This is a genomic window from Vibrio cyclitrophicus (assembly GCF_024347435.1).
GTDB lineage: Bacteria > Pseudomonadota > Gammaproteobacteria > Enterobacterales > Vibrionaceae > Vibrio > Vibrio cyclitrophicus.
The window spans coordinates 2,781,013-2,801,297 of record NZ_AP025480.1; the positions used below are offsets into that span (position 1 = coordinate 2,781,013).

General features: G+C 44.7%; 13 protein-coding genes and 1 other annotated feature. Of the genes, 5 read left to right on the forward strand and 8 right to left on the reverse strand.

Annotation, left to right across the window (positions count from 1 at the left end; all coding sequences use genetic code 11):
* Nucleotides 1-23: 23 nt before the first annotated feature.
* From thrC to thrA, 3 genes are read right to left on the reverse strand one after another with little or no spacing between them, the layout of a single operon-like run.
* Nucleotides 24-1,307 carry a threonine synthase gene (thrC, locus tag OCW38_RS12270; protein ID WP_010434795.1) on the reverse strand — a complete coding sequence of 428 codons (1,284 nt, stop codon included), beginning with the start codon at nt 1,305-1,307 and terminating at the stop codon, nt 24-26.
* Nucleotides 1,304-2,260: a homoserine kinase gene (gene thrB, locus OCW38_RS12275; protein ID WP_032544909.1), complete on the reverse strand. Its 957-nt coding sequence runs from the start codon at nt 2,258-2,260 to the stop codon at nt 1,304-1,306. The genes thrC and thrB overlap by 4 nt, the downstream gene beginning before the upstream one ends.
* A gap of 17 nt (nt 2,261-2,277) precedes the next feature.
* Nucleotides 2,278-4,737 carry a bifunctional aspartate kinase/homoserine dehydrogenase I gene (thrA, locus tag OCW38_RS12280; RefSeq protein WP_010434791.1) on the reverse strand — a complete coding sequence of 820 codons (2,460 nt, stop codon included), beginning with the start codon at nt 4,735-4,737 and terminating at the stop codon, nt 2,278-2,280.
* A 29-nt stretch (nt 4,738-4,766) separates the two neighbouring features.
* Nucleotides 4,767-4,885: a sequence feature (Thr leader region), on the reverse strand.
* A 317-nt stretch (nt 4,886-5,202) separates the two neighbouring features.
* Between thrA and OCW38_RS12285 the strand changes: the two genes are divergently transcribed.
* The gene (locus tag OCW38_RS12285) at nt 5,203-5,679 is read left to right on the forward strand and encodes a DUF7840 domain-containing protein (RefSeq protein WP_010434788.1); all 477 of its coding nucleotides are present in this window, start codon (nt 5,203-5,205) and stop codon (nt 5,677-5,679) included.
* A gap of 131 nt (nt 5,680-5,810) precedes the next feature.
* On the opposite strand, the gene OCW38_RS12290 is transcribed toward OCW38_RS12285, so the two are convergent.
* Nucleotides 5,811-6,296, reverse strand: coding sequence for a putative 4-hydroxy-4-methyl-2-oxoglutarate aldolase (locus tag OCW38_RS12290; RefSeq protein WP_010434787.1), 486 nt, complete (start codon nt 6,294-6,296; stop codon nt 5,811-5,813).
* A 47-nt stretch (nt 6,297-6,343) separates the two neighbouring features.
* Here OCW38_RS12290 and OCW38_RS12295 point away from each other — a divergent pair, with 47 nt between their 5' ends.
* Both OCW38_RS12295 and arcA read left to right on the forward strand, forming a co-directional pair.
* Nucleotides 6,344-6,502 (forward strand): ribonuclease activity regulator protein RraA, encoded by a 159-nt coding sequence (locus OCW38_RS12295; protein WP_261894213.1) that lies wholly within the window; start codon nt 6,344-6,346, stop codon nt 6,500-6,502.
* A 372-nt stretch (nt 6,503-6,874) separates the two neighbouring features.
* A complete protein-coding gene (gene arcA / locus OCW38_RS12300; RefSeq protein ID WP_004741534.1) occupies nt 6,875-7,591 on the forward strand; it encodes a two-component system response regulator ArcA in 717 nt (238 codons plus the stop codon).
* Nucleotides 7,592-7,743: 152 nt separating this feature from the next.
* On the opposite strand, the gene OCW38_RS12305 is transcribed toward arcA, so the two are convergent.
* The 4 genes from OCW38_RS12305 to OCW38_RS12320 form a co-directional block, all read right to left on the reverse strand.
* Nucleotides 7,744-8,187, reverse strand: a complete 444-nt coding sequence (locus OCW38_RS12305) for a hypothetical protein (RefSeq protein ID WP_016767742.1) — start codon at nt 8,185-8,187, stop codon at nt 7,744-7,746.
* A 7-nt stretch (nt 8,188-8,194) separates the two neighbouring features.
* Nucleotides 8,195-10,600, reverse strand: coding sequence for an aerobic respiration two-component sensor histidine kinase ArcB (gene arcB, locus OCW38_RS12310; protein WP_261894216.1), 2,406 nt, complete (start codon nt 10,598-10,600; stop codon nt 8,195-8,197).
* A 189-nt stretch (nt 10,601-10,789) separates the two neighbouring features.
* On the reverse strand, nt 10,790-12,541 hold the full coding sequence (locus tag OCW38_RS12315) for a diguanylate cyclase (RefSeq protein ID WP_016786557.1): 1,752 nt from the start codon (nt 12,539-12,541) through the stop codon (nt 10,790-10,792).
* A gap of 88 nt (nt 12,542-12,629) precedes the next feature.
* Entirely contained in the window at nt 12,630-13,586 is a 957-nt protein-coding gene (locus tag OCW38_RS12320; RefSeq protein ID WP_010434776.1) for a TIGR01212 family radical SAM protein, read from the reverse strand.
* Between the two features lie 528 nt (nt 13,587-14,114).
* On the opposite strand from OCW38_RS12320, the gene gltB reads away from it, so the two are divergent.
* The gene (gene gltB, locus OCW38_RS12325) at nt 14,115-18,662 is read left to right on the forward strand and encodes a glutamate synthase large subunit (protein WP_261894220.1); all 4,548 of its coding nucleotides are present in this window, start codon (nt 14,115-14,117) and stop codon (nt 18,660-18,662) included.
* Nucleotides 18,662-20,131, forward strand: coding sequence for a glutamate synthase subunit beta (locus OCW38_RS12330; protein ID WP_010434774.1), 1,470 nt, complete (start codon nt 18,662-18,664; stop codon nt 20,129-20,131). The genes gltB and OCW38_RS12330 overlap by 1 nt, the downstream gene beginning before the upstream one ends.
* Nucleotides 20,132-20,285: the final 154 nt, after the last annotated feature.

The following is a 20,285-nucleotide window of genomic DNA, read 5'->3' on the forward strand; positions in this document are numbered from 1 at the left end:
TTGTTCAACAATACATATGTACGTTACGGTTGAACTCGGCGTAGTACCGTTTTCAGAGCTTCAAAATCATTGTCTAGATCTTCAGACAACAATTCCATCGCCGCGTGCTTAGCCAGTGGACCAGGTAACTCAATATCTGTACCTAAAATATCATCAACCACTTCTTTGAACTTCGCAGGGTGCGCAGTACACAGGAACAAGCCAGTTTCGTTTTCTTGCAGTTGCTCTTCCAGTAGGCGGTAAGCAATCGCACCATGTGGTTCACAAAGGTAACCTTGTGCTTTTAAGTCGCGCACTGACTCAGCGCTCTGCTCGTCAGAGACCTTACCTTTCCCTAGTGTATCTAAACCCCAACCTTTCAGTTGGCAAAGCTCTTCGATACGAGGCCAGTTGTTTGGTTGGCTAACGTCCATCGCGTTTGATGTTGTCGCAACCGTTGGTTTTGGATCCCATTTCCCCGTTTCAAGGTAGCGAGGAACCGTATCATTTTCATTGGTCGCTGCAATGAAGCGCTTCACTGGCAAACCAAGAGCTTTAGCCAATAGGCCAGCCGTTAGATTACCGAAGTTACCACTTGGGACTGAAATAACGAGGTTCTCACGCTGTTCTTTGGTGAGCTGAGATGCAGCCTCAAAGTAGTAACAGATTTGAGCCATTAAACGACTGATGTTGATTGAGTTTGCTGAGTTTAAGCCAATCTCTTTACGCAATTCAGCGTCATCAAATGCGTCTTTAACCAACGCCTGACACGCATCAAAATCACCATCGATTGCCACAGTGTGGATGTTTTTACCTAGCGTACAGAACAGCTTTTCTTGTAGTGGGCTGATCTTGCCTTTCGGGTAAAGGATCACAACATTGATGTCTTTCATACCGTAGAAAGCATGCGCAACCGCAGCGCCAGTATCACCAGATGTCGCGGTTAAGATTGTGATTTGACCACCATCAGATACCGCTGCTAAAGATTGAGCCATGAAACGGCCACCGAAATCTTTAAATGCCAGTGTTGGACCGTGGAACAATTCAAGCGCGTAGACGCCGTCTTTTACTTGATTGATCGGTGCTGGGAATTGGAATGCCGCATCCACTAATTGATCAATCTGTTCCTTTGGTAATTCATCACCGATTAAAGCCGATAGGATCTTTGAGCTACGAGGGACAAAGTCCTCTGCTAGCAGCGCATCGATATCATCAAACTTCGGCAGCTCTGATGGGAAAAATAGACCTTGATTACGACCTAAACCTTGACGAACGGCTTGGCCAAAAGAGACTTGCTCATCGTTTTCTTTGATGTTGTACAGCTTCATAACTCACTTCCTGTAACGATCGAACCTTGTTTGTCTAAACGACAAACGTGGACGAATCCTTCTTCATTTTGTACGTAATTTTGTTCTAACCAACGTGCAACACGCTCGGCGACATCTTGTTCTTTGCAAATGCTAAACAGAGTTGGGCCACTACCGGAAATACCAGTAGCCAGTGCACCGGCTGAAGTTGCGTACTTACGCGCATCAGCAAACCCTGGAAGCAGTTTCTCACGATATGGTTCAGCAATCACGTCTTTGATCATCTTAGCTGCCAGTTCAGGTTGGCCTGAGTGGCAAGCGTGGATGAAACCAGCTAAATGGCGACCATGTGCAATCACATCTTGACGACGGTATTGAGATGGTAGGATTTCTCTCGCCTCAGCGGTTGAAACCTTAATGCCCGGATAAGCCATTACCCAGAACCAATCATCAAAACACGGTACTTCTTGGCTAATGATGCCTAACTCTTCAAGCATAAGCTGGACACCACCAAGGTAGCATGGCGCAACGTTATCGTAATGTATACCGCCTGAAATCTTACCTTCCATTTCACCCATTAGGGCAAGGAGTTCGGTTTCATCCAGTGGTTGTCCGTGAAAACGGTTCAGAGCATCAAGCGCCGCTACAATTGAACATGCACTTGAACCTAAACCAGAACCGATAGGCATGTTCTTCTCTAGTGTCATCTCCAAAGGCTTAACCGAAACGCCTTTCTTATCTAACTCTCTAGAGAACACCACCCAACAGTCATAAACGATATTTTCTTTGGTTTCAGTTGGCAGTTTAGAAACAAAGCTACCCGCTGTTTTTAGTGAAAACGCTTGATCACCAGCTTTAACCATTACTCGATCACCAAGTAATGTGCCATCCACTGGAGACACAGCGGCCCCCAGCACATCAAACCCTACACTGACATTACCGATTGATGCAGGAGCATAAACGACAACATCCATATCACTTGAACTCATTCCTAAACTCCTAATTTCCAACCAAGAGTACGCATCACATCAGAGAATACGCCTGCTGCTGTTACTTCAGTACCCGCACCGTAACCACGAAGTACAAGAGGGATTGGTTGGTAGTAACGACTGTAGAATGCCAGCGCATTCTCGCCATCTTTAATCTTGAACATTGGGTCGTCGCCATCAACAGCTGCGATACGAACTTTACACTTACCATCGGTGATTTCACCGACATAGCGAAGTACTTTGCCTTCTTCTGCGGCGATAGCTGACTGCTCTTTGAAATAAGCATCCGCTTCTGGCAAACGAGCCATAAACTCTTCCACTGTACCTGAATCATCAAAACCCGGTGGCAATGCTTGGTCAACTTCAACGTCTTCAAGCTCAAGCGCCATACCAGCTTCACGAGCAAGAATAAGCAGCTTACGTGCGACATCCATACCAGATAGGTCATCACGAGGATCAGGTTCAGTAAAGCCGTTATCTTTAGCAATGTTTGTTGCTTGGCTAAGTGTCATACCTTCATCAAGCTTACCGAAGATGTAAGACAGAGAACCAGAAAGAATACCGTTGAATTTTTCAAGCTCATCACCTGCAGAGATTAGGTTCTGTAGGTTTTCGATTACCGGTAGACCTGCGCCTACTGTTGTCTCGTACATCAACTTACGACGAGAGTTACGTGCAACTTCACGAAGCTGATGGTAGTAAGCCATGCTTGCTGTGTTGGCTTTTTTGTTTGGTGTTACAACATGGAAACCAGCCGCTAGGAAGTCCGCGTATTGAGCAGCAATACCTTCGCTAGACGTACAATCAACCAACACAGGGTTGATGATGTGGTTACGTTGAACTAGAGCCGCTAAACGCGCTAGGCTGAACTCTTCTGTCGCGCTCGACATACGATCACGCCATTGCTCTAACGGCAGACCATCGCTGTCTAACAACAAACCTTTGCTGTTTGCTAAACCACACACGCGAATCACAATACCTTTCTCAGCCAGTTTGCCTTGTTGACGTTGGATCTGGTCAACAAGTTCACCGCCAACACCACCAACACCGACAACGAATACGTCAAGGAAGTGCTTCGAGTTAAATAGATTCTCGTGACACGCTTTTATCGCTTCTGAGATTTTATCTTCAGGGATAACCGCAGAGATCGCGCGTTCTGATGAGCCTTGAGCGATAGCAACAATGTTGACATTTACTTCAGCTAAAGAAGAGAAGAACTGAGAAGCAACACCACGTGATGTGCGCATACCGTCACCCACCAGTGTAACAATCGCTACGTCGTCCATGAACTCGACTGGCTCTAACAAGCCATCTTTTAATTCAAGTTCAAACGCCTCTGATAGCACTTGCTTTGCTCTTACTTTATCAGCCGATTCAATACAGAAGCTGATACTGTACTCAGAAGAAGATTGAGTAATAAGGACAATAGATACACCCGCAGAAGACATCGCGCCAAACACACGGCTCGCCATGCCTACCATGCCTTTCATACCAGGGCCAGATACGTTAACCATCGTTAGGTCACTAAGAGTTGTGATGCCTTTGATCGCTAGGTTATCTTCGCCAGTGTCTTGACCAATCAAAGTACCTGCACCCTGTGGGTTAAAGCTGTTTTTGATTAGGCAAGGGATATGAAATTGCGCGATAGGAGCAATAGTTTTCGGATGTAGAACCGAAGCACCAAAATAAGAAAGCTCCATCGCTTCTTGGTAGCTAAGCGATTTAAGAAGACGAGCGTCATGCACCAAACGTGGGTCACAGTTGTAAACACCGTCTACATCTGTCCAGATCTCACAACAATCCGCGCGTAGACACGCCGCTAGAACCGCTGCTGAGTAATCAGAGCCGTTACGACCAAGCGTTACTAACTCACCTTTTTCATTACCGGCCGTGAAGCCCGGCATGATGTTTACGTGACCTTGTGGAAGGGGTGATTGACGGAAGTTCTGAGTAGAAACATCCACATCAACCATCGCTTCAAGGTGATCACCTTTAGCGTATAAGTACTGAACTGGGTCAATCAGGCTTGCTGGTTGGCCTTTCGCTTCAAGTACCGCTTTCATTAACTGGATGGAGATTCGCTCACCTTTACTGATGATACGAGCATTAACATGATTCGGGCACATACCTAAGAGGTTAATGCCATTTACAAACTGTTTTAGTTGAGCAAGAGACGTATCCACTTGCTCTTGAAATGCAGAACCATCAACACCCGGTAATACAGCCTGAATCTCTGTAAACAGATTCGCAAATGATGATTCGATTTCTGCAATTTGTGCTTCTGCTTCACCATTTTTTAGTGCCGCTTCAATAACAGCAACTAGCTTATTGGTTGTTTTTCCTGGAGCCGATAGTACAACGGCTAGCTCTTCTTGCTGGGCATTATTAGCGATGATATCAGCCGCTCGTAAAAAACGATCTGCATCAGCTAATGATGAACCTCCAAATTTTAAAACGCGCATCCCTTTCTCCATAAGTCATAAAAATGGTACAAAAAAAGGCCTGTATCTTGTGGGATACAGGCCTTTTTTTTAAAATCCGTTACTTAGCAGCCTGCCCCAACAATGTGAATGTCGGTAATAATAATGGTGGTGGTCATTACTAGGTGGCTTAGGTGCTGCATATCAAATTCTCTGCTTGTGCTTTACTCTACGTGTATCAATTTTTACCACTAGACGTCAATGAAAAGTTGCGTTTTTTTTACATTCACGTCATTTTTCAGAGCAAACAGCCATTTCAGCGACAAAACGTCCTAAAACAGCTCCCAACTTAAAAGCGGAATTAGATTGCTAGATGAAGCGAAGTCATAAGTTGCATATATAGTCATAACAAAATGCTATATCGATTGTACAGCGAACGCACAACTTCTGTGCTTTAATTGAACGATAACGTTCGTAAAACAATAATAATGACATCAGGAGTGGGAAGTGAAGAGATTATTTATTCTTTTAGCCTTTGCTATGCCTGTCATTTGTTCAGCGAATAGTTTGCCTCTACTGAGTGGTTTACCATTACTTCCCAGTCAAATCGATCGTTCGTCTCATAAATTCTTCATCTCAACGCAAAATGCCTCAAGTGAAAGCTTCGACACTTGGAAAATCGACAGTGGTTACTCATACAGTCTGTTTGCTGATGTTGACCTTTATGTAGGTACACGAATCAACAGCGATTCACTTAAGTATGAAAGCGGATTTTTAAGTGGTGTCAGTTATCAGTTCTCAGAAAGGATCTCTTTTAACAGTTCTCTGCACACCTATAAAGACGAAGAAGAAGACAACGAAAAGTCATTAGCTGCAGAAGTTTCAAGCCGAGTACAACTTACCGATAATTTGGATTTGCATGCCACCCTTGATTACGAAGAGTGGCAGCAAGGTGTTGAAGTGGGGTTAGGATTTCGATTTTAATCGAATTCGGTTGTCCTTCATGAGTTCGCATGCGTTTTGATTTTTCAGTAGCTCAAGATCTTAGCGTCAACCTGTGCACGCAACAAACCGTTCCTCAATCCAATAATTCCAGCCTATTGTACTTAAACCTGTTAAGATTCAATTAACAATTCAGATGAAATTAATACACCATTCCAATCCGCATAAATGTAATCACCAGGTTGAATCAACTGATTGTGGACAGAAAGAGTGACATTAACCTGACCAACACCGCGTTTCTCTGTTTTGAATGGAGATGCACCAAGCGCCTGCACCCCAAGGTCCATTTGCGACATCATGCCGACATCGCGCACGGCACCGTTCACAATCACGCCTTCCCATCCATTTTCTATTGCTAGAATGGCGAGCTGATCGCCAAGAAGCGCTTTCTGGCACGAGCCATTTCCATCGACAACAAGCACTTTACCAATGCCATCAGTCTCTAAAACCTCGCGAACCTTGGAATTATCGTGATAACAACGAACTGTTACAATTTTTCCAAAGAACGCACCACGTTGACCGAAGTTCTGTAATGGTAGGTTAAGTAATGTGACTTTGCTTTCAAACTCATCACACAAGTCGGGTGTTATATCGTGCATATATCCTCCGTGAGTAAGGCGTTACCTGTTAAGTCAGGCGAACCTCTATGCTTTTATATGTTATTAAAATTAATCCTTTGTTTTCATTGTTCTATGTTCAATCTAATAATAATAAAAAGTTGATTGAGCATATTTATCTACTAGACTCTAAGGACTGCTTTCAGCTTCCTTGGTTCATATTCTTGCCTTTAGCAGGTGAGATGTGAGAGCCATCTCGAATAATCATTCTTGTTTTGCTGCTAAATAATCACCATAGCATTGGTTAAGTTGTAGCCATACTATTAAAGTTTGTTGCGATACGGCAATTGATGTAAATCAACAAAGTGAATGGAATTAACATTCTCGCATTGTTAGCATGCTGTTAACATTATAGAATCCTCTGCAATCACTAAAAGAATGATTAAAAGGCGTACTGGATCTACGTTATTGGGCAATACTTCAAGGAAGGCAGATAGCTGGAAGTAAGTGTTTTTTTGAAAACTTTAAGTTATCATCAAAATTACATTACCTGTATGTTATGTTTTTGCCTAGAATTTATTCTATTAGCACAGTTTCGTCACAAATTTAGGTACCGCCAAATGCAAACCCCGCAGATTCTGATCGTTGAAGATGAGCAAGTAACTCGTAACACTCTAAAGAGTATTTTTGAAGCAGAGGGATATGCTGTTTTTGAGGCTAGCGACGGTGAAGAGATGCACCAAGTGCTATCTGACAACCAAGTTAACCTTGTAATTATGGACATCAACCTTCCGGGTAAGAATGGCCTACTACTTGCGCGTGAACTGCGTGAGCAAGCAAATGTAGCGCTTATGTTCTTAACGGGTCGTGATAACGAAGTTGATAAGATCCTTGGCCTTGAGATTGGCGCTGATGACTACATCACTAAGCCTTTCAACCCACGTGAATTGACTATCCGTGCACGTAACCTTCTGAACCGTTCAATGAGCACTAGCTCAGTTCAAGAAGAAAAGCGTAGCGTTGAAAAGTACGAGTTCAACGGTTGGGTACTCGATATCAACAGTCGTTCTCTGGTTAGCCCAGATGGCGAAGGCTACAAACTACCTCGTTCAGAGTTCCGTGCTCTACTTCACTTCTGTGAGAACCCAGGTAAAATCCAAACACGTGCAGACCTTCTTAAGAAGATGACTGGCCGTGAACTTAAGCCACACGATCGTACTGTAGACGTAACAATCCGTCGTATTCGTAAACACTTTGAGTCTGTTTCTGGTACGCCAGAAATCATCGCAACGATTCACGGTGAAGGCTACCGCTTTTGTGGTGACCTAGAAGACTAATTCGATAAAGCTTCTGAACGCTGAGTTCCTGTAGTTGGTGAGCACTTCTAACTAGCTAGTACTCCTAACAGTCGAAGCGTAATCAATAATTATTAAAAAGGGAGAATGCCAACGCATTCTCCCTTTTTTATTGTTCTTAATTGAATGAGTTTTTAGTAAACCGTATCAACTTTAACGTCTTTCTCCACCAGCCACTTAACTGTTTCGCCATCTTTCAGCTCAACCGCTACATCTACCGGCTTGTCACTGTCGATCTCTAGCTGCCATACAAAAGCGACTTCCCATTGAGTTTCACTGTGAGTTCTTAAATCAAGATCGTCAGCCGTTACCAACAAGGTATCTGCACCCTGCTTAACCGTGACGCTCTCAACTGCAAGCGTTGCTGGCAATTGTGAGTCTGACTCTAGGTAGATGGAACCGTGTAGTGTCTTATCTTGAGCCTCTCCAATCGTTGGCATTTTGTTGTGCCACAGGTTACTTTTCATTGTGACTGTCGACGCAGAGACTTCAACTTGGTTACCTTGCTGCCATTCTACTTGTGGGGCAGAGCAGCCCGCTAATGCCACTACGCATGCGGCGAATGCTAATTTTTTCATTATTCTTCTACCTTTGATTTAACCAACTCTTTAATACTTCAATATCATTCTGGTATTCGTTATTAATTTCATCGACCCAATCTGAGATATTTTCCCACCACGCTGGCATATCTGGAGATTGAGCTTTCTGAGCGACTTGTTGTATGCGCTTCAAACCAATCGAACCGGCCGCACCTTTAATCTTATGAGCTTCAGAAACGATGCTGTCTTGATCTTTTGCGACCATGTTAGAGTTCAAGATTTCCATATACTCCGGCATCATATTTTCAAACATCACGATACTATCCAAAACCGGTTTCGGTCCAACAATGTCAACATAAGACTCTAGCATATCAATATCAAGCAGGGCCGTATCAACCGAAGAAAGAACCGGCTTCCTCGCTACTACTTTTTCAACACCGGTTGCTTTCTCAACACCAGTAGCTTTCTCAACATCCTTTACTGTATCAATACCCTTGGCTTTCTCATTAACCTCTGGGGCATCCTCAATAAGCTCGCTGATGACATCTTGAATAGCGCGAACCGACAGCGGCTTGCTGATCGCCTCGTCCATACCTTTCTGAAAATATTCTTGCTTGTTGCTTAAAACGTTCGCCGTCAAAGCAACTAAAGGAGGTAACTGGCTATATTTCTCTCGGTAGTACTGAGCGATGTCGAAACCTGTCATATCTGGTAACTGAATATCCAGAAGCACCAAATCATAGTCTTTAGGGTTGAAGACAATTTGCGCTTCTTTACCAGTCATCACCACCGTCACTTCATGGCCAAGGCTTTCAAGTAGAGAGCGAGCAACCGTGATATTGAGTTCAATATCTTCCACCATAAAGATTTTAAGGTTCGACTGCTTTCTTGGTGTTTTAATCAGTGCCTGAGTATCGTGATTCACCGGCACGCGAATCGAAACGGTAAATGTGCTACCAAAGCCTTCTTCACTGGTGACATCAATGTCGCCATCCATCATGTTGATCAATTGCTTAGATACAGCAAGACCAATACCAGTACCAACAGCGTGCAGGTTGTCGGCTCCTGACTTCACTTGATAGTACATTGCAAAGATCTTCTCGATTTCACTCTCTGGAATACCAATACCGGTATCCTCAACTTCCATCGTGATGTCAGCAAAATCACCATCGATATCGGCGCTGACCGTCATTACTACACCACCACCTTTGGTGAACTTCATCGCGTTACTGACAAGGTTCCACAGCACCTGTCTCAAGCGCGTACCATCGACTTCGACAGATGCAGGAAGATCGGACAACCTTTCTAGATCAAACCTCAACCCTTTTTGCTCTGCCATCAATGCAGAAATACTCTCAATCTCGACAACGAAATCTTCAAAGTTAATCGGGGTTGGGAATAACTCTAGCTTGCGGCGATCAAACTTATCCATATCGATAATATCGTTAAAGATATTACCCAGCGTTACGGCGCTAACCTTAATGGTTTGCATGTGTTTACGCTGCTCGGGTGTCAGTTGACTGTCCAGTAGCATGCGGCTCAAGCCGATGATCCCGTTAAGTGGGGTTCTTAATTCATGGCTGATGGTTGAGATAAAGGTAGTCTTATCACGACTGGCTTTCTCTAACGATTCTTGATGCTCTTTACGCTCGGTAATATCACGACCAAAGCCGACTAAGCCTAAGTGGCGGCCATCTTTACTGTAGAAAGGTACCTTACGCAGCTCGAAGTAGCTCTTACGACCATCAGGGTATTCCAACCATTGGTCGTAGGTCAGGGCTTGGTTATCAGAAAAGACTTTCTTATCAGTTTCAACAACCTGCTGAGCGATTTCTTTGCTGTAAACATCCCAAGGCGTTAAGCCAACCAGATCTTTTTCTGTTTTGCCGGTAAGTTCTTCTACTGCGCGGTTACAACCAGAGAACACACCATCTTCGTTTCGGTAGTAAATAAGGTCAGGAGAAGCGTCGATAAACGAACGCAGTAGTGCGGTACGCTCTGCGAGTTCAAGCTGAGTTCGTTCACGTTGAAAGACTTCATTTTCGAGATCATGCATAGCTTCAGCACGCGCTTCTTCCGCTTTCTCACGTTCTTCAATTTCTTGGTTAAGCTTCTCGATATTGAGCTGCAGTTTATTGTTGAGCTCTTGGTCTCGCTCACGCATATCGCCAAGTTTAGATACTAGCTTCGCCAATCTTTGTCGGGACTCTTCCAGTTGGTCAACAACTACTGACAAGAAATAGACCGCCCAAGGCGTGATGACTAAACCGAAGAAAACCGAACGTACAATGTCGATGTCATCAACATTGCCTTTGAGTGCGAGGGTAATACCGACTTGCACAACAACAGCGAGGGCAACAAGCGCTAAGGCGAGTAAGATAGAAAAGCGGACAATCCCCAGTTTTACGAGTAGATCTACGTAATACTGAGCGAGATTTTTCATGGGTTTCATTTAGCGCTCCATGCGATAAGACTAGCAACATTCTACCCTGTTTGAAGATAGGAGGTAAGCTAGCTGCATCACACGCAGCAAGAGATCCACAGCAATATCATGGTCAAACAATCAATATAGTGGTAACCAATCAAGATAGTGCTAAGCAACACCAAAAAGACAGGTTAACCCAACCATAAATTTATAGAACTAGCTAATTGAAGAAGGATGTACCATTGAACGATTTCGACCGTCAGATTTAGCTTGGTAGAGTGCACTGTCAGCCATCGCAACTGCGGACTCCATTTCGTCATCAGGTGATGGAATATAAGAAATAATGCCAATACTCACCGTGATAAATTCAGAGACCGCTGATTTTTCGTGTATCAGACCTAACTTAAGTACTTCATCATGAATACGACTTGCAACAAGAAGCGCACCATCCGTAGTCGTATTTGGCAAAATAAAGCCGAACTCTTCCCCGCCATAACGAGCCACGCAATCAGACGAGCGACTGAGTACTTGCTTGAATGCCTGCGAAACTTGAATCAGAGCATCATCACCTTGTTGGTGACCATAAAAATCGTTATAGCCTTTAAAAAAGTCGATATCACACAGCATGATCGTCAATGGTAGCCTCTCACGCACATGGTAATGCCATAGTGTCGAAAGCTGTTCATCAAAGCGGCGTCGGTTGGAAACTTTAGTCAAGCTATCCATAAAGCTGAGGCGTTCAAGTTCAAGGTTCGCCTCTTCAAGCTTTTGTTCTGCTAGATAGCGCTCGGTAATATCACGCGCCATGATCAACACACCATTAGTGCTCGATGCTGGATCTCTAAATGGTGATTTGACTACATCATACCAAGTAAATGCTCCATCACTTGAGACCACTTTGTCGATATAACGCAGCGATTTACTTTGATGAAGCACTTGATGATCGGTTTCTGAAATTCGCGTATAGATGCTATGTGGCACCACATCTTGTAAACGCTTACCGATCAAGTCACTCACTTCAGAGATTCCCAGCGCAGCCACAAATGGTTTATTACACGCTTGATAAACCATGTTTTCATTAAAGATACCAATGGAGTCCGGGCTGGCCTCCAGGATGTTTTGTAGAATGGTATCACGCTGTGCAAGCGCGACTTCGGTGTCTTTTCGTTTTTCCATCTCTCCGCGCAACTTTTGCTGCATGTCGTGCCAATCGGTTACATCATGGCTAATCGAGAGCGTACCTATGGTTGAGCCATCTTGTGAAAGCAAGACACTTTGGTAGGTTTCAAGCAAGCAGCTTTTTCCATCTTGGTCTGTGGTCCAAGAGCGTTCACTTACACGACCTTTTAATGCTCCACCAGAAACACTCAGGGTGCCCTCTTCAGCACGACCATGCCAAAACTTTTTAAACGAGCGATTACTCGTCACTAACTCACCTTTCTGATCTTTCACGTAGATCAGCTCAGACAAAGAATCTAAAGCCGTGCGCGCGACATTGAGCTCACGAACTTCTTGGGACAGTTCTTCATTGGTATTTTTATAAGGCGAGGCATGGATCATCCAGGCTTTCTTGCTTCTAAAGTGGATTTTACGGCCGACTAAATTGACCTTAAAAGACTCAAATTCGGAAAGTGCCCAAAACGAAATTTGCTCAAATGATCGAGAGTTAATGTGATTGGTTAAGTAGTGACGGAAACTGTTTTCACTTTCCACGGTAGGAAAACGAAAATTAACACCGATTTGGCGGATACCCAATAATTGCATAGCTTGAAGATTGGCATACAAGATTTCACCACTTCGTACATCGACAAAGTAAAGTGGTGAGGGAGTAGAGAGTAGAAGCTTTTCAATGTGCGACTGATAACGCGAATAAAGATGCCAGCAGATGAGAGCAATTAGCAATACGATCACGATATATATACCGTAGCCATACGCCTTGTCCCACAACCAAGTCATTACCAGTTCCATTTACTCTCAATCTATACCATAAATTCTGTGAGGGAAATGTTACCACTATTTGCTGGTTTAATCTGCTGTTACCTACTCCCACGCATTTCTATAAATTGGCGCTATTTAATACAGGGAGCGTATACTTGAAAGCCGTACCTGTTTTGATGCCCTGCGCACCTGTTTTATCGAGTTCACGACCAATTTCAGTCATCGCTAACCAGCGGTTTTCACACCACAATGGCGAAAGAAGTGTCGGACGACGAGCGGCTGAAGATACACGATGATAAACCACATTTGCAGGCGTACGCTGGATAATTTCACTGGCGATATCAATATACTCTTCCAGGGTCGGCGCTTCGAGTTTGCCAGCTTTCCACGCTTTGGCCATGGTACTGCCCTCAACAATATGAAGGCCGTGAAGCTTGATACCATCAGTACCAACAGCTAATACCTTATCCAACGTTTCCAGATTATCGACTTTGGTTTCTTTTGGCAGGCCGACGATAAGGTGCGTACAAACTTTGATACCTAAAGCCCGTGCGCGCTGAGTGATCGTTTCATACACCGCAAAATCATGACCACGGTTAATTCGTTTAAGGGTTTTATCATTGGCTGTTTGTAATCCTAGCTCTAGCCAAATCTCATAGCCTTGTTCCACGTAACCCGCTAGCAGTTCCAATACCGAATCAGGCACGCAGTCTGGCCTAGTGCCAACACAAAGACCTACGATATCGGCACCTGGTGCTTTAAGCGCTTCTTCATACATATTTTTGAGCACTTGGACTTCAGCATAAGTGCTGGTGTATGCCTGAAAATAAGCAAGATACTTCTTCGCACGAGCGATCTCACCGGCGCGATCTTTTAGCTGATCAGCAATACTTTGAATTTGAGTTTGTTCATCCGCAAACGAAGCAACGTTACAAAAAGTACATCCACCGCGACCGATGGTCCCATCTCTATTTGGGCAGCTAAAACCACCATGAAGTGTCAGCTTATGAACCTTCTCACCATAACGACGCTGAAGATCTTGGCCGATAGTATTAACCAACTCATGTAATTGCATATTTTCAAAGTTCTCAGTAAATAAGAATGAATATCAGTCTTTTTTGAAAAAAAATTACATCCCTGCAAAATTCGACCAAATAGTTTACGTAAAGCTTTTTGCGAGCAACCTATCAAATATCAATAAACATGCAAAAAATCAGCTCTATTTGCCTAATGTTGCACATTTGTTGTGCATTAAATTCAAAATAAAACGAAAAAAATGGTCTACATGGGGCAACTTTCATTGCAATTCGCCTAGACAAAATTGTAGGATACTTACACATATTGGCTGTTTTTGAGTATTTACTTACAACCAAAACTTGCTGATAAGTCGGTGATACCCATATCCCACCTATATAAACCACTAGTTTGTGGTTAAAAATAAACGGATATCACTAAGGATTGTTTTTCTCGCAATACTTTTCCTGCGAGATACGGAAAGGATTCAAACCGCCAGCATAGGCAGGTTTAGACCCATAAATATAAAAGGACAAGGCTAACTTTATACAAATAAGTTGCGCCTAGATTTAACTGGAAGGATGTATCTATGGTAGATCAAGAGCAGAACTCACAGGGTCTGTATACTCCTGAATTGGAGCATGACGCTTGTGGTATCGGTTTTGTTGCGCATCTAAAGAATCGCAAATCTCATGATGTAGTAACTCAAGCACTCGATATGCTTGCACGTATGGAACACCGTGGCGGCCAAGGCTGCGATCCGTGTTCTGGTGATGGTGCAGGTATCCTGCTACAGAAGCCGCACGAATTCTTACTAGAAGAAGCCGTAAAGCTTGGAATTAAACTGCCATCTTTTGAAAAATATGGTGTTGGTGTTGTACTTTTCCCTAAAGATGAACACAAACGTGCACAGTGTCGTGACATTCTAGAACGCAATGCACAGCGCCTAGAGTTAGAAGTTATCGGTTACCGTGAACTTCCAACTGACAATTCAATGATTGGTGCTGACCCACTAAGCACTGAACCTCAATTTGAACACGTATTTATCTCTGGCGGCCCTGGTATCACTCCAGAAGAACTGGAGCGCAAACTGTATGTTCTACGTAACTACACCGTTCGTGTTTGCCTAGAAAGCGTGTCAAATATCGGTGATGACTTCTACATCAACTCTATGTCTTACAAGACATTGGTGTACAAAGGTCAGCTAACAACAGAACAAGTTCCTCAGTACTTCCTAGATCTGCAAAACCCAACCATGGTGACAGCTCTAGCACTGGTACACTCTCGTTTCTCTACCAATACATTCCCACGTTGGCGTCTAGCTCAGCCTTTCCGTTATATCGCACACAATGGCGAAATTAACACGGTTCGCGGTAACCTAAACTGGATGAAAGCGCGTGAAGCGATCCTTGAATCGGATCTGTTCACACAAGCTGAAATCGACATGCTGCTTCCTATCTGTCAGGAAGGTAGCTCGGATTCATCAAACTTCGATATGGCGCTTGAGCCTCTTGTTCTTTCAGGTCGTACTCTGCCACACGCATTGATGATGATGATCCCTGAAGCCTGGCAAGAAAACAAAAACATGGATCCAACTCGTCGTGCGTTCTACCAGTACCACGCGAACGTAATGGAACCATGGGATGGCCCTGCATCAGTATGTTTCACCGATGGTGTTCAAGTTGGTGCAACACTTGACCGGAATGGTCTGCGTCCTTCTCGCTACACGGTGACCAAAGACGACTTCCTAGTAATGGCGTCTGAATCTGGCGTAGTAGAAATCGCACCAGAAAACGTTGAATACCGTGGTCGTCTACAGCCTGGTCGTATCTTCGTTGCTGACCTTGAGCAAGGCCGCATCATTTCTGATGAAGAAGTGAAAGACGGTATCGCTAAATCGCAACCCTACGAAAAATGGGTTGAAGAGAATCTTCTGAGCTTGAAAAAGCTACCGGATGCGAGCAACGAATTTAACCAACCTTCTCCAGAGAAACTGCTTCACAAACAGCAATCGTTTGGTGTGAGCTCTGAAGAAGTAAACGAAATCATTCTCCCTCTTGCAAAAACAGGCTACGAGCCACTTTCTGCAATGGGTGCTGACTGGCCGCTAGCGATTCTGTCTCATCAATCGCAGCACCTTTCAAACTACTTTAAGCAGTTGTTTGCACAAGTAACTAACCCGCCGATCGACCCGATTCGTGAGCGTATGGTTATGTCTCTGAACACTTACCTAGGTAAAGATCAGAACCTACTTGCTGAAACACCTGAACACTGTCAAAAAGTGGAACTTGAGTCTCCTGTTCTTTCTAACTCAGAGTTAGAGAAACTTCGTGCAATCGATAACGAGCACCTTCAATCGAAGACGCTAGATATCGTATTCCAAGCAAACGGAGATCAAGGCAAGTTAGAGCGCGCACTTAAGCGTATCTGTCAGTACGCAGAAGACGCAGTGATTGATGGTTACTCTATCATTCTACTGACTGACCGTGCCGTTAACTCTAACCACGCCGCTATTCCAGCAATGCTGGCAGTTGGCGCGGTTCACCACCACCTAATCCGTAAAGGTCTACGCGCTAAGTGTGACATCGTTGTTGAAACGGGTGATGCTCGTGAAACTCACCATTTTGCAACACTTATCGGTTACGGTGCGAACGCAGTTAACCCATACCTAGTTATTGAAACGATTGTTGAATTGCAACGTACTAAGAAGCTAGATCCAAACGTACACCCACGTGAGTTCTTCGATAACTACCGTAAAGGTGTCAACGGCGGTCTACTGAAGATCTTCTCTAAGATGGGGATCTCTACGTTACAGTCTTACCATGGTGCTCAAATTTTTGAAGCCCTTGGTGTTAGCAAATCGGTGGTTGAAAAATACTTTACTGGTACTGTTTCTCGTATCCAAGGTCTAACGATCGACGATATCGCACGAGAAGTACTGGTTCGTCACCGTGTTGGTTACCCTGCTCGTGAAATCCCAGCTCAAATTCTTGACGTTGGTGGTGTTTACCAGTGGAAACAACGTGGTGAGAAACACTTGTTCAACCCTGAAACGATTTCTCTACTTCAAGAGTCGACGCGTAACAAAGATTACGGTCAATTCAAGAAGTACGCAAAAGCAGTCGATGACCAAGGCGACAACGCAGCAACGCTACGTAGCCAACTTGATTTCATCAAGAACCCTGCAGGCTCTATTCCTCTAGCGGAAGTAGAACCAATCGAGAACATCCTTAAGCGTTTCGCAACAGGCGCAATGAGCTTTGGTTCAATCTCGCATGAGGCTCACTCAACACTCGCTGTTGCGATGAACCGCATTGGCGCGAAATCAAACTCAGGTGAAGGTGGTGAAGACCCAGCACGTTTCGAGCGTAAAGAAAATGGCGACTGGGAACGTTCAGCAATCAAACAGGTGGCTTCTGGTCGCTTTGGTGTAACGTCTTACTACCTATCTAACGCTGATGAGCTGCAAATCAAGATGGCTCAAGGTGCGAAACCTGGCGAAGGTGGTCAACTACCTGGTGATAAGGTTGATGACTGGATCGGCGCAACACGTCACTCGACTCCGGGCGTAGGTCTTATCTCGCCACCGCCACACCACGATATCTACTCAATCGAGGATTTGGCTCAACTAATCTACGATCTGAAAAATGCTAACCGTAATGGCCGTGTAAACGTGAAGCTAGTATCGGAAGCAGGCGTAGGTACGATTGCATCAGGCGTAGCGAAAGCAAAAGCTGACGTGGTACTTATCGCAGGTTTTGATGGTGGTACAGGTGCATCTCCGATGTCTTCTATCCGTCACACAGGTCTGCCTTGGGAACTGGGTCTAGCAGAAACGCACCAAACACTACTGAAAAACGGCCTGCGTAACCGTATCGTTGTTCAGTCTGATGGTCAGATGAAAACACCACGAGACCTTGCAGTCGCAACGTTACTAGGCGCTGAAGAATGGGGCGTAGCAACAGCAGCATTGGTTGTTGAAGGCTGTATCATGATGCGTAAGTGTCACAAAAATACATGTCCTGTTGGTATTGCAACACAGAACAAAACTCTGCGTGAGCGTTTCGACGGCCGCGTAGAAGACGTAGTGACTTTCTTCCAATACATGGCTGAAGGTTTACGTGAAGTAATGGCTGAGCTTGGCTTCCGTTCTATCGACGAAATGGTTGGTCAATCACACAAACTTAAAGTTCGCGATGACATCGGCCACTGGAAGTACAAGAACCTAGATCTAACACCAGTACTGCACATTGAGCAGGCTCGTGCTGAAGACGGTATCTACAACCAGACAAAACAAAATCACAACCTAGAAGACGTTCTAGACCGTAAGTTGATTCAAGCTGCAATTCCAGCACTTGAGAAAGGCGAAGCCGTGAATGCGACCTTCCCTATCATCAACACGGATCGCTCTGCAGGTACCATGCTGTCGAACGAAATCTCGAAGGTTTACAAAGACCAAGGTTTACCACAACCAATGAACGTTAAGTTCCACGGTAGTGCGGGCCAATCTTTCGGTGCATTCCTTGCGAAAGGCGTTAAGTTCGAAGTCGAAGGCGACGCGAACGATTACTGGGGTAAAGGTCTGTCTGGCGGTACATTGGTACTGTACCCAGATGCGAAATCTTCTATCGTTGCAGAAGACAACATCGTAGTGGGTAACGTATGTTTCTACGGTGCCACTTCTGGTGAATCTTTCATTCGCGGTATGGCTGGCGAACGTTTCTGTGTTCGTAACTCAGGTGCGAAGGTTGTAGTTGAAGGTGTTGGTGATCACGGTTGTGAGTACATGACAGGTGGCGCGGCAATTATCCTTGGCTCAACGGGTCGTAACTTTGCTGCAGGTATGAGTGGCGGTGTCGCTTATGTTTGGGATAAAGCAGGTGACTTCGAAACCAAGCTCAACGCAGAACTTGTAGACCTAGACCCAATTGAACAAGAAGATAAAGATCTTCTACTCGATATGCTAACGAAGCATGTTGAATTCACAGGAAGTGAAGTTGCTCAGTCTTTCCTAGACAACTTTGAAACAAGCGTTGCATCACTAGTTAAAGTAATGCCTCGTGACTACAAAGCAGTTCTTGAGAAGCGTAAAGCTGAAGCACAACAGGCACAAACGGAAGAAGTGGAGGCAGTATAATGGGTAAGCCTACTGGATTTTTAGAACACGGTCGTGAGCTTCCAAAGAAGCTCGACCCATCGGTTCGTATCGAAGACAACAAAGAGTTCGTACTTAACGAAGAGTTTGGTGAAAAGATCAATACTCAAGCATCTCGTTGTATGGACTGTGGCGTACCTTTCTGTCACAACGGCTGTCCGATTGGTAACATCATCCCAGAATTCAATGACGCGGTTTACCGTGACAGCTGGGAAGAGGCTTGGAACATTCTAAGCTCTACCAACAATTTCCCTGAGTTTACAGGTCGTGTTTGTCCTGCTCCTTGTGAAAGTGCCTGTGTTCTTGGTATCAACCAAGATCCAATCACTATCTGTAATATCGAGAAAACAATTGTTGAAACTGCGTACCGTGAAGGATACGCAAAACCGAAAACGCCACGTTCTCGCACAGGTAAAACGGTAGCCGTGATCGGTTCAGGTCCTGCTGGCCTAGCCGCTGCTGAACAGCTAAACAGTGCTGGTCACTCAGTAACGGTATTTGAACGTGACGAAAAAGTAGGTGGTCTACTTCGCTTCGGTATTCCAGATTTCAAACTGGGTATGGACGTCATCGATCGTAAGATCAACCTAATGGCTGAAGCGGGCGTTGAGTTTAAAGTTAACCAGCACATTGGTGTTGATGTTAATGCTCAACAACTACGTCAAGAGTTCGATGTAGTATTACTAACGGGTGGTTCTACGGTTCCACGCGACTTGCCAATCCCAGGTCGTGAGTTGGAAGGTGTGCATTTTGCTATGGAATTCCTTGGTCAAAATAACCGCCGTGCCAACGATTTAGATCTCAAGACCGAAGAAATCCATGCTAAAGATAAGCACATTGTGGTTATCGGTGGTGGTGATACAGGTTCTGACTGTGTGGGTACTTCAAACCGCCATAAGGCAGCAAGCATTACTCAAGTTGAGATCATGCCGATCCCACCTGAGAAACGTCCTGCGAACATGCCTTGGCCTCAATACCCAATGATCATGAAAACCACCACTTCTCACGAAGAAGGTTGTGAGCGTCATTGGAACATCCTGACCAAAGAATTCATCGGCAACGATAAAGGTCAAGTGACGGGTCTACGTATTGCAGACATTGTTTGGCAAGACGCGAAACCAGGCGAGCGTCCAGGCTTTGATGAAGTGGCTAACTCTGAACGTGTTATTCCTTGTGATATGGCGTTCCTAGCAATGGGCTTCTTACACCCAGAACCAACAGGTGTACTGGCTCAGCTAGACATTAAACTGGATGAGCGCGGTAACGTGGCCTCTGAAGGTTACGCGACGAACCAGAAAGGCGTTTTCGCTGCTGGTGATATGCGTACTGGCCAGTCGCTAGTCGTACGTTGTATTAACGAAGGCCGTGAATGTGCAATTGCGATTGATGACTTCTTAATGGGTAACTCAAACTTAGAAGCGAAAGCTGATTCACTCATGCTTTCCGCATAATATTTCTCGGGCTAACGTCGCTGACGTTAGCTTAGGGAAAAAGCAACACCCTTCCTAACTTTTGTATTTGGCTAGCACTCGATGCTAGCCTTTTTTCTGCCTGTCACTTTCAATACATCTACGATAGCTGTTAAATCCCGTTAACAACTGGCTT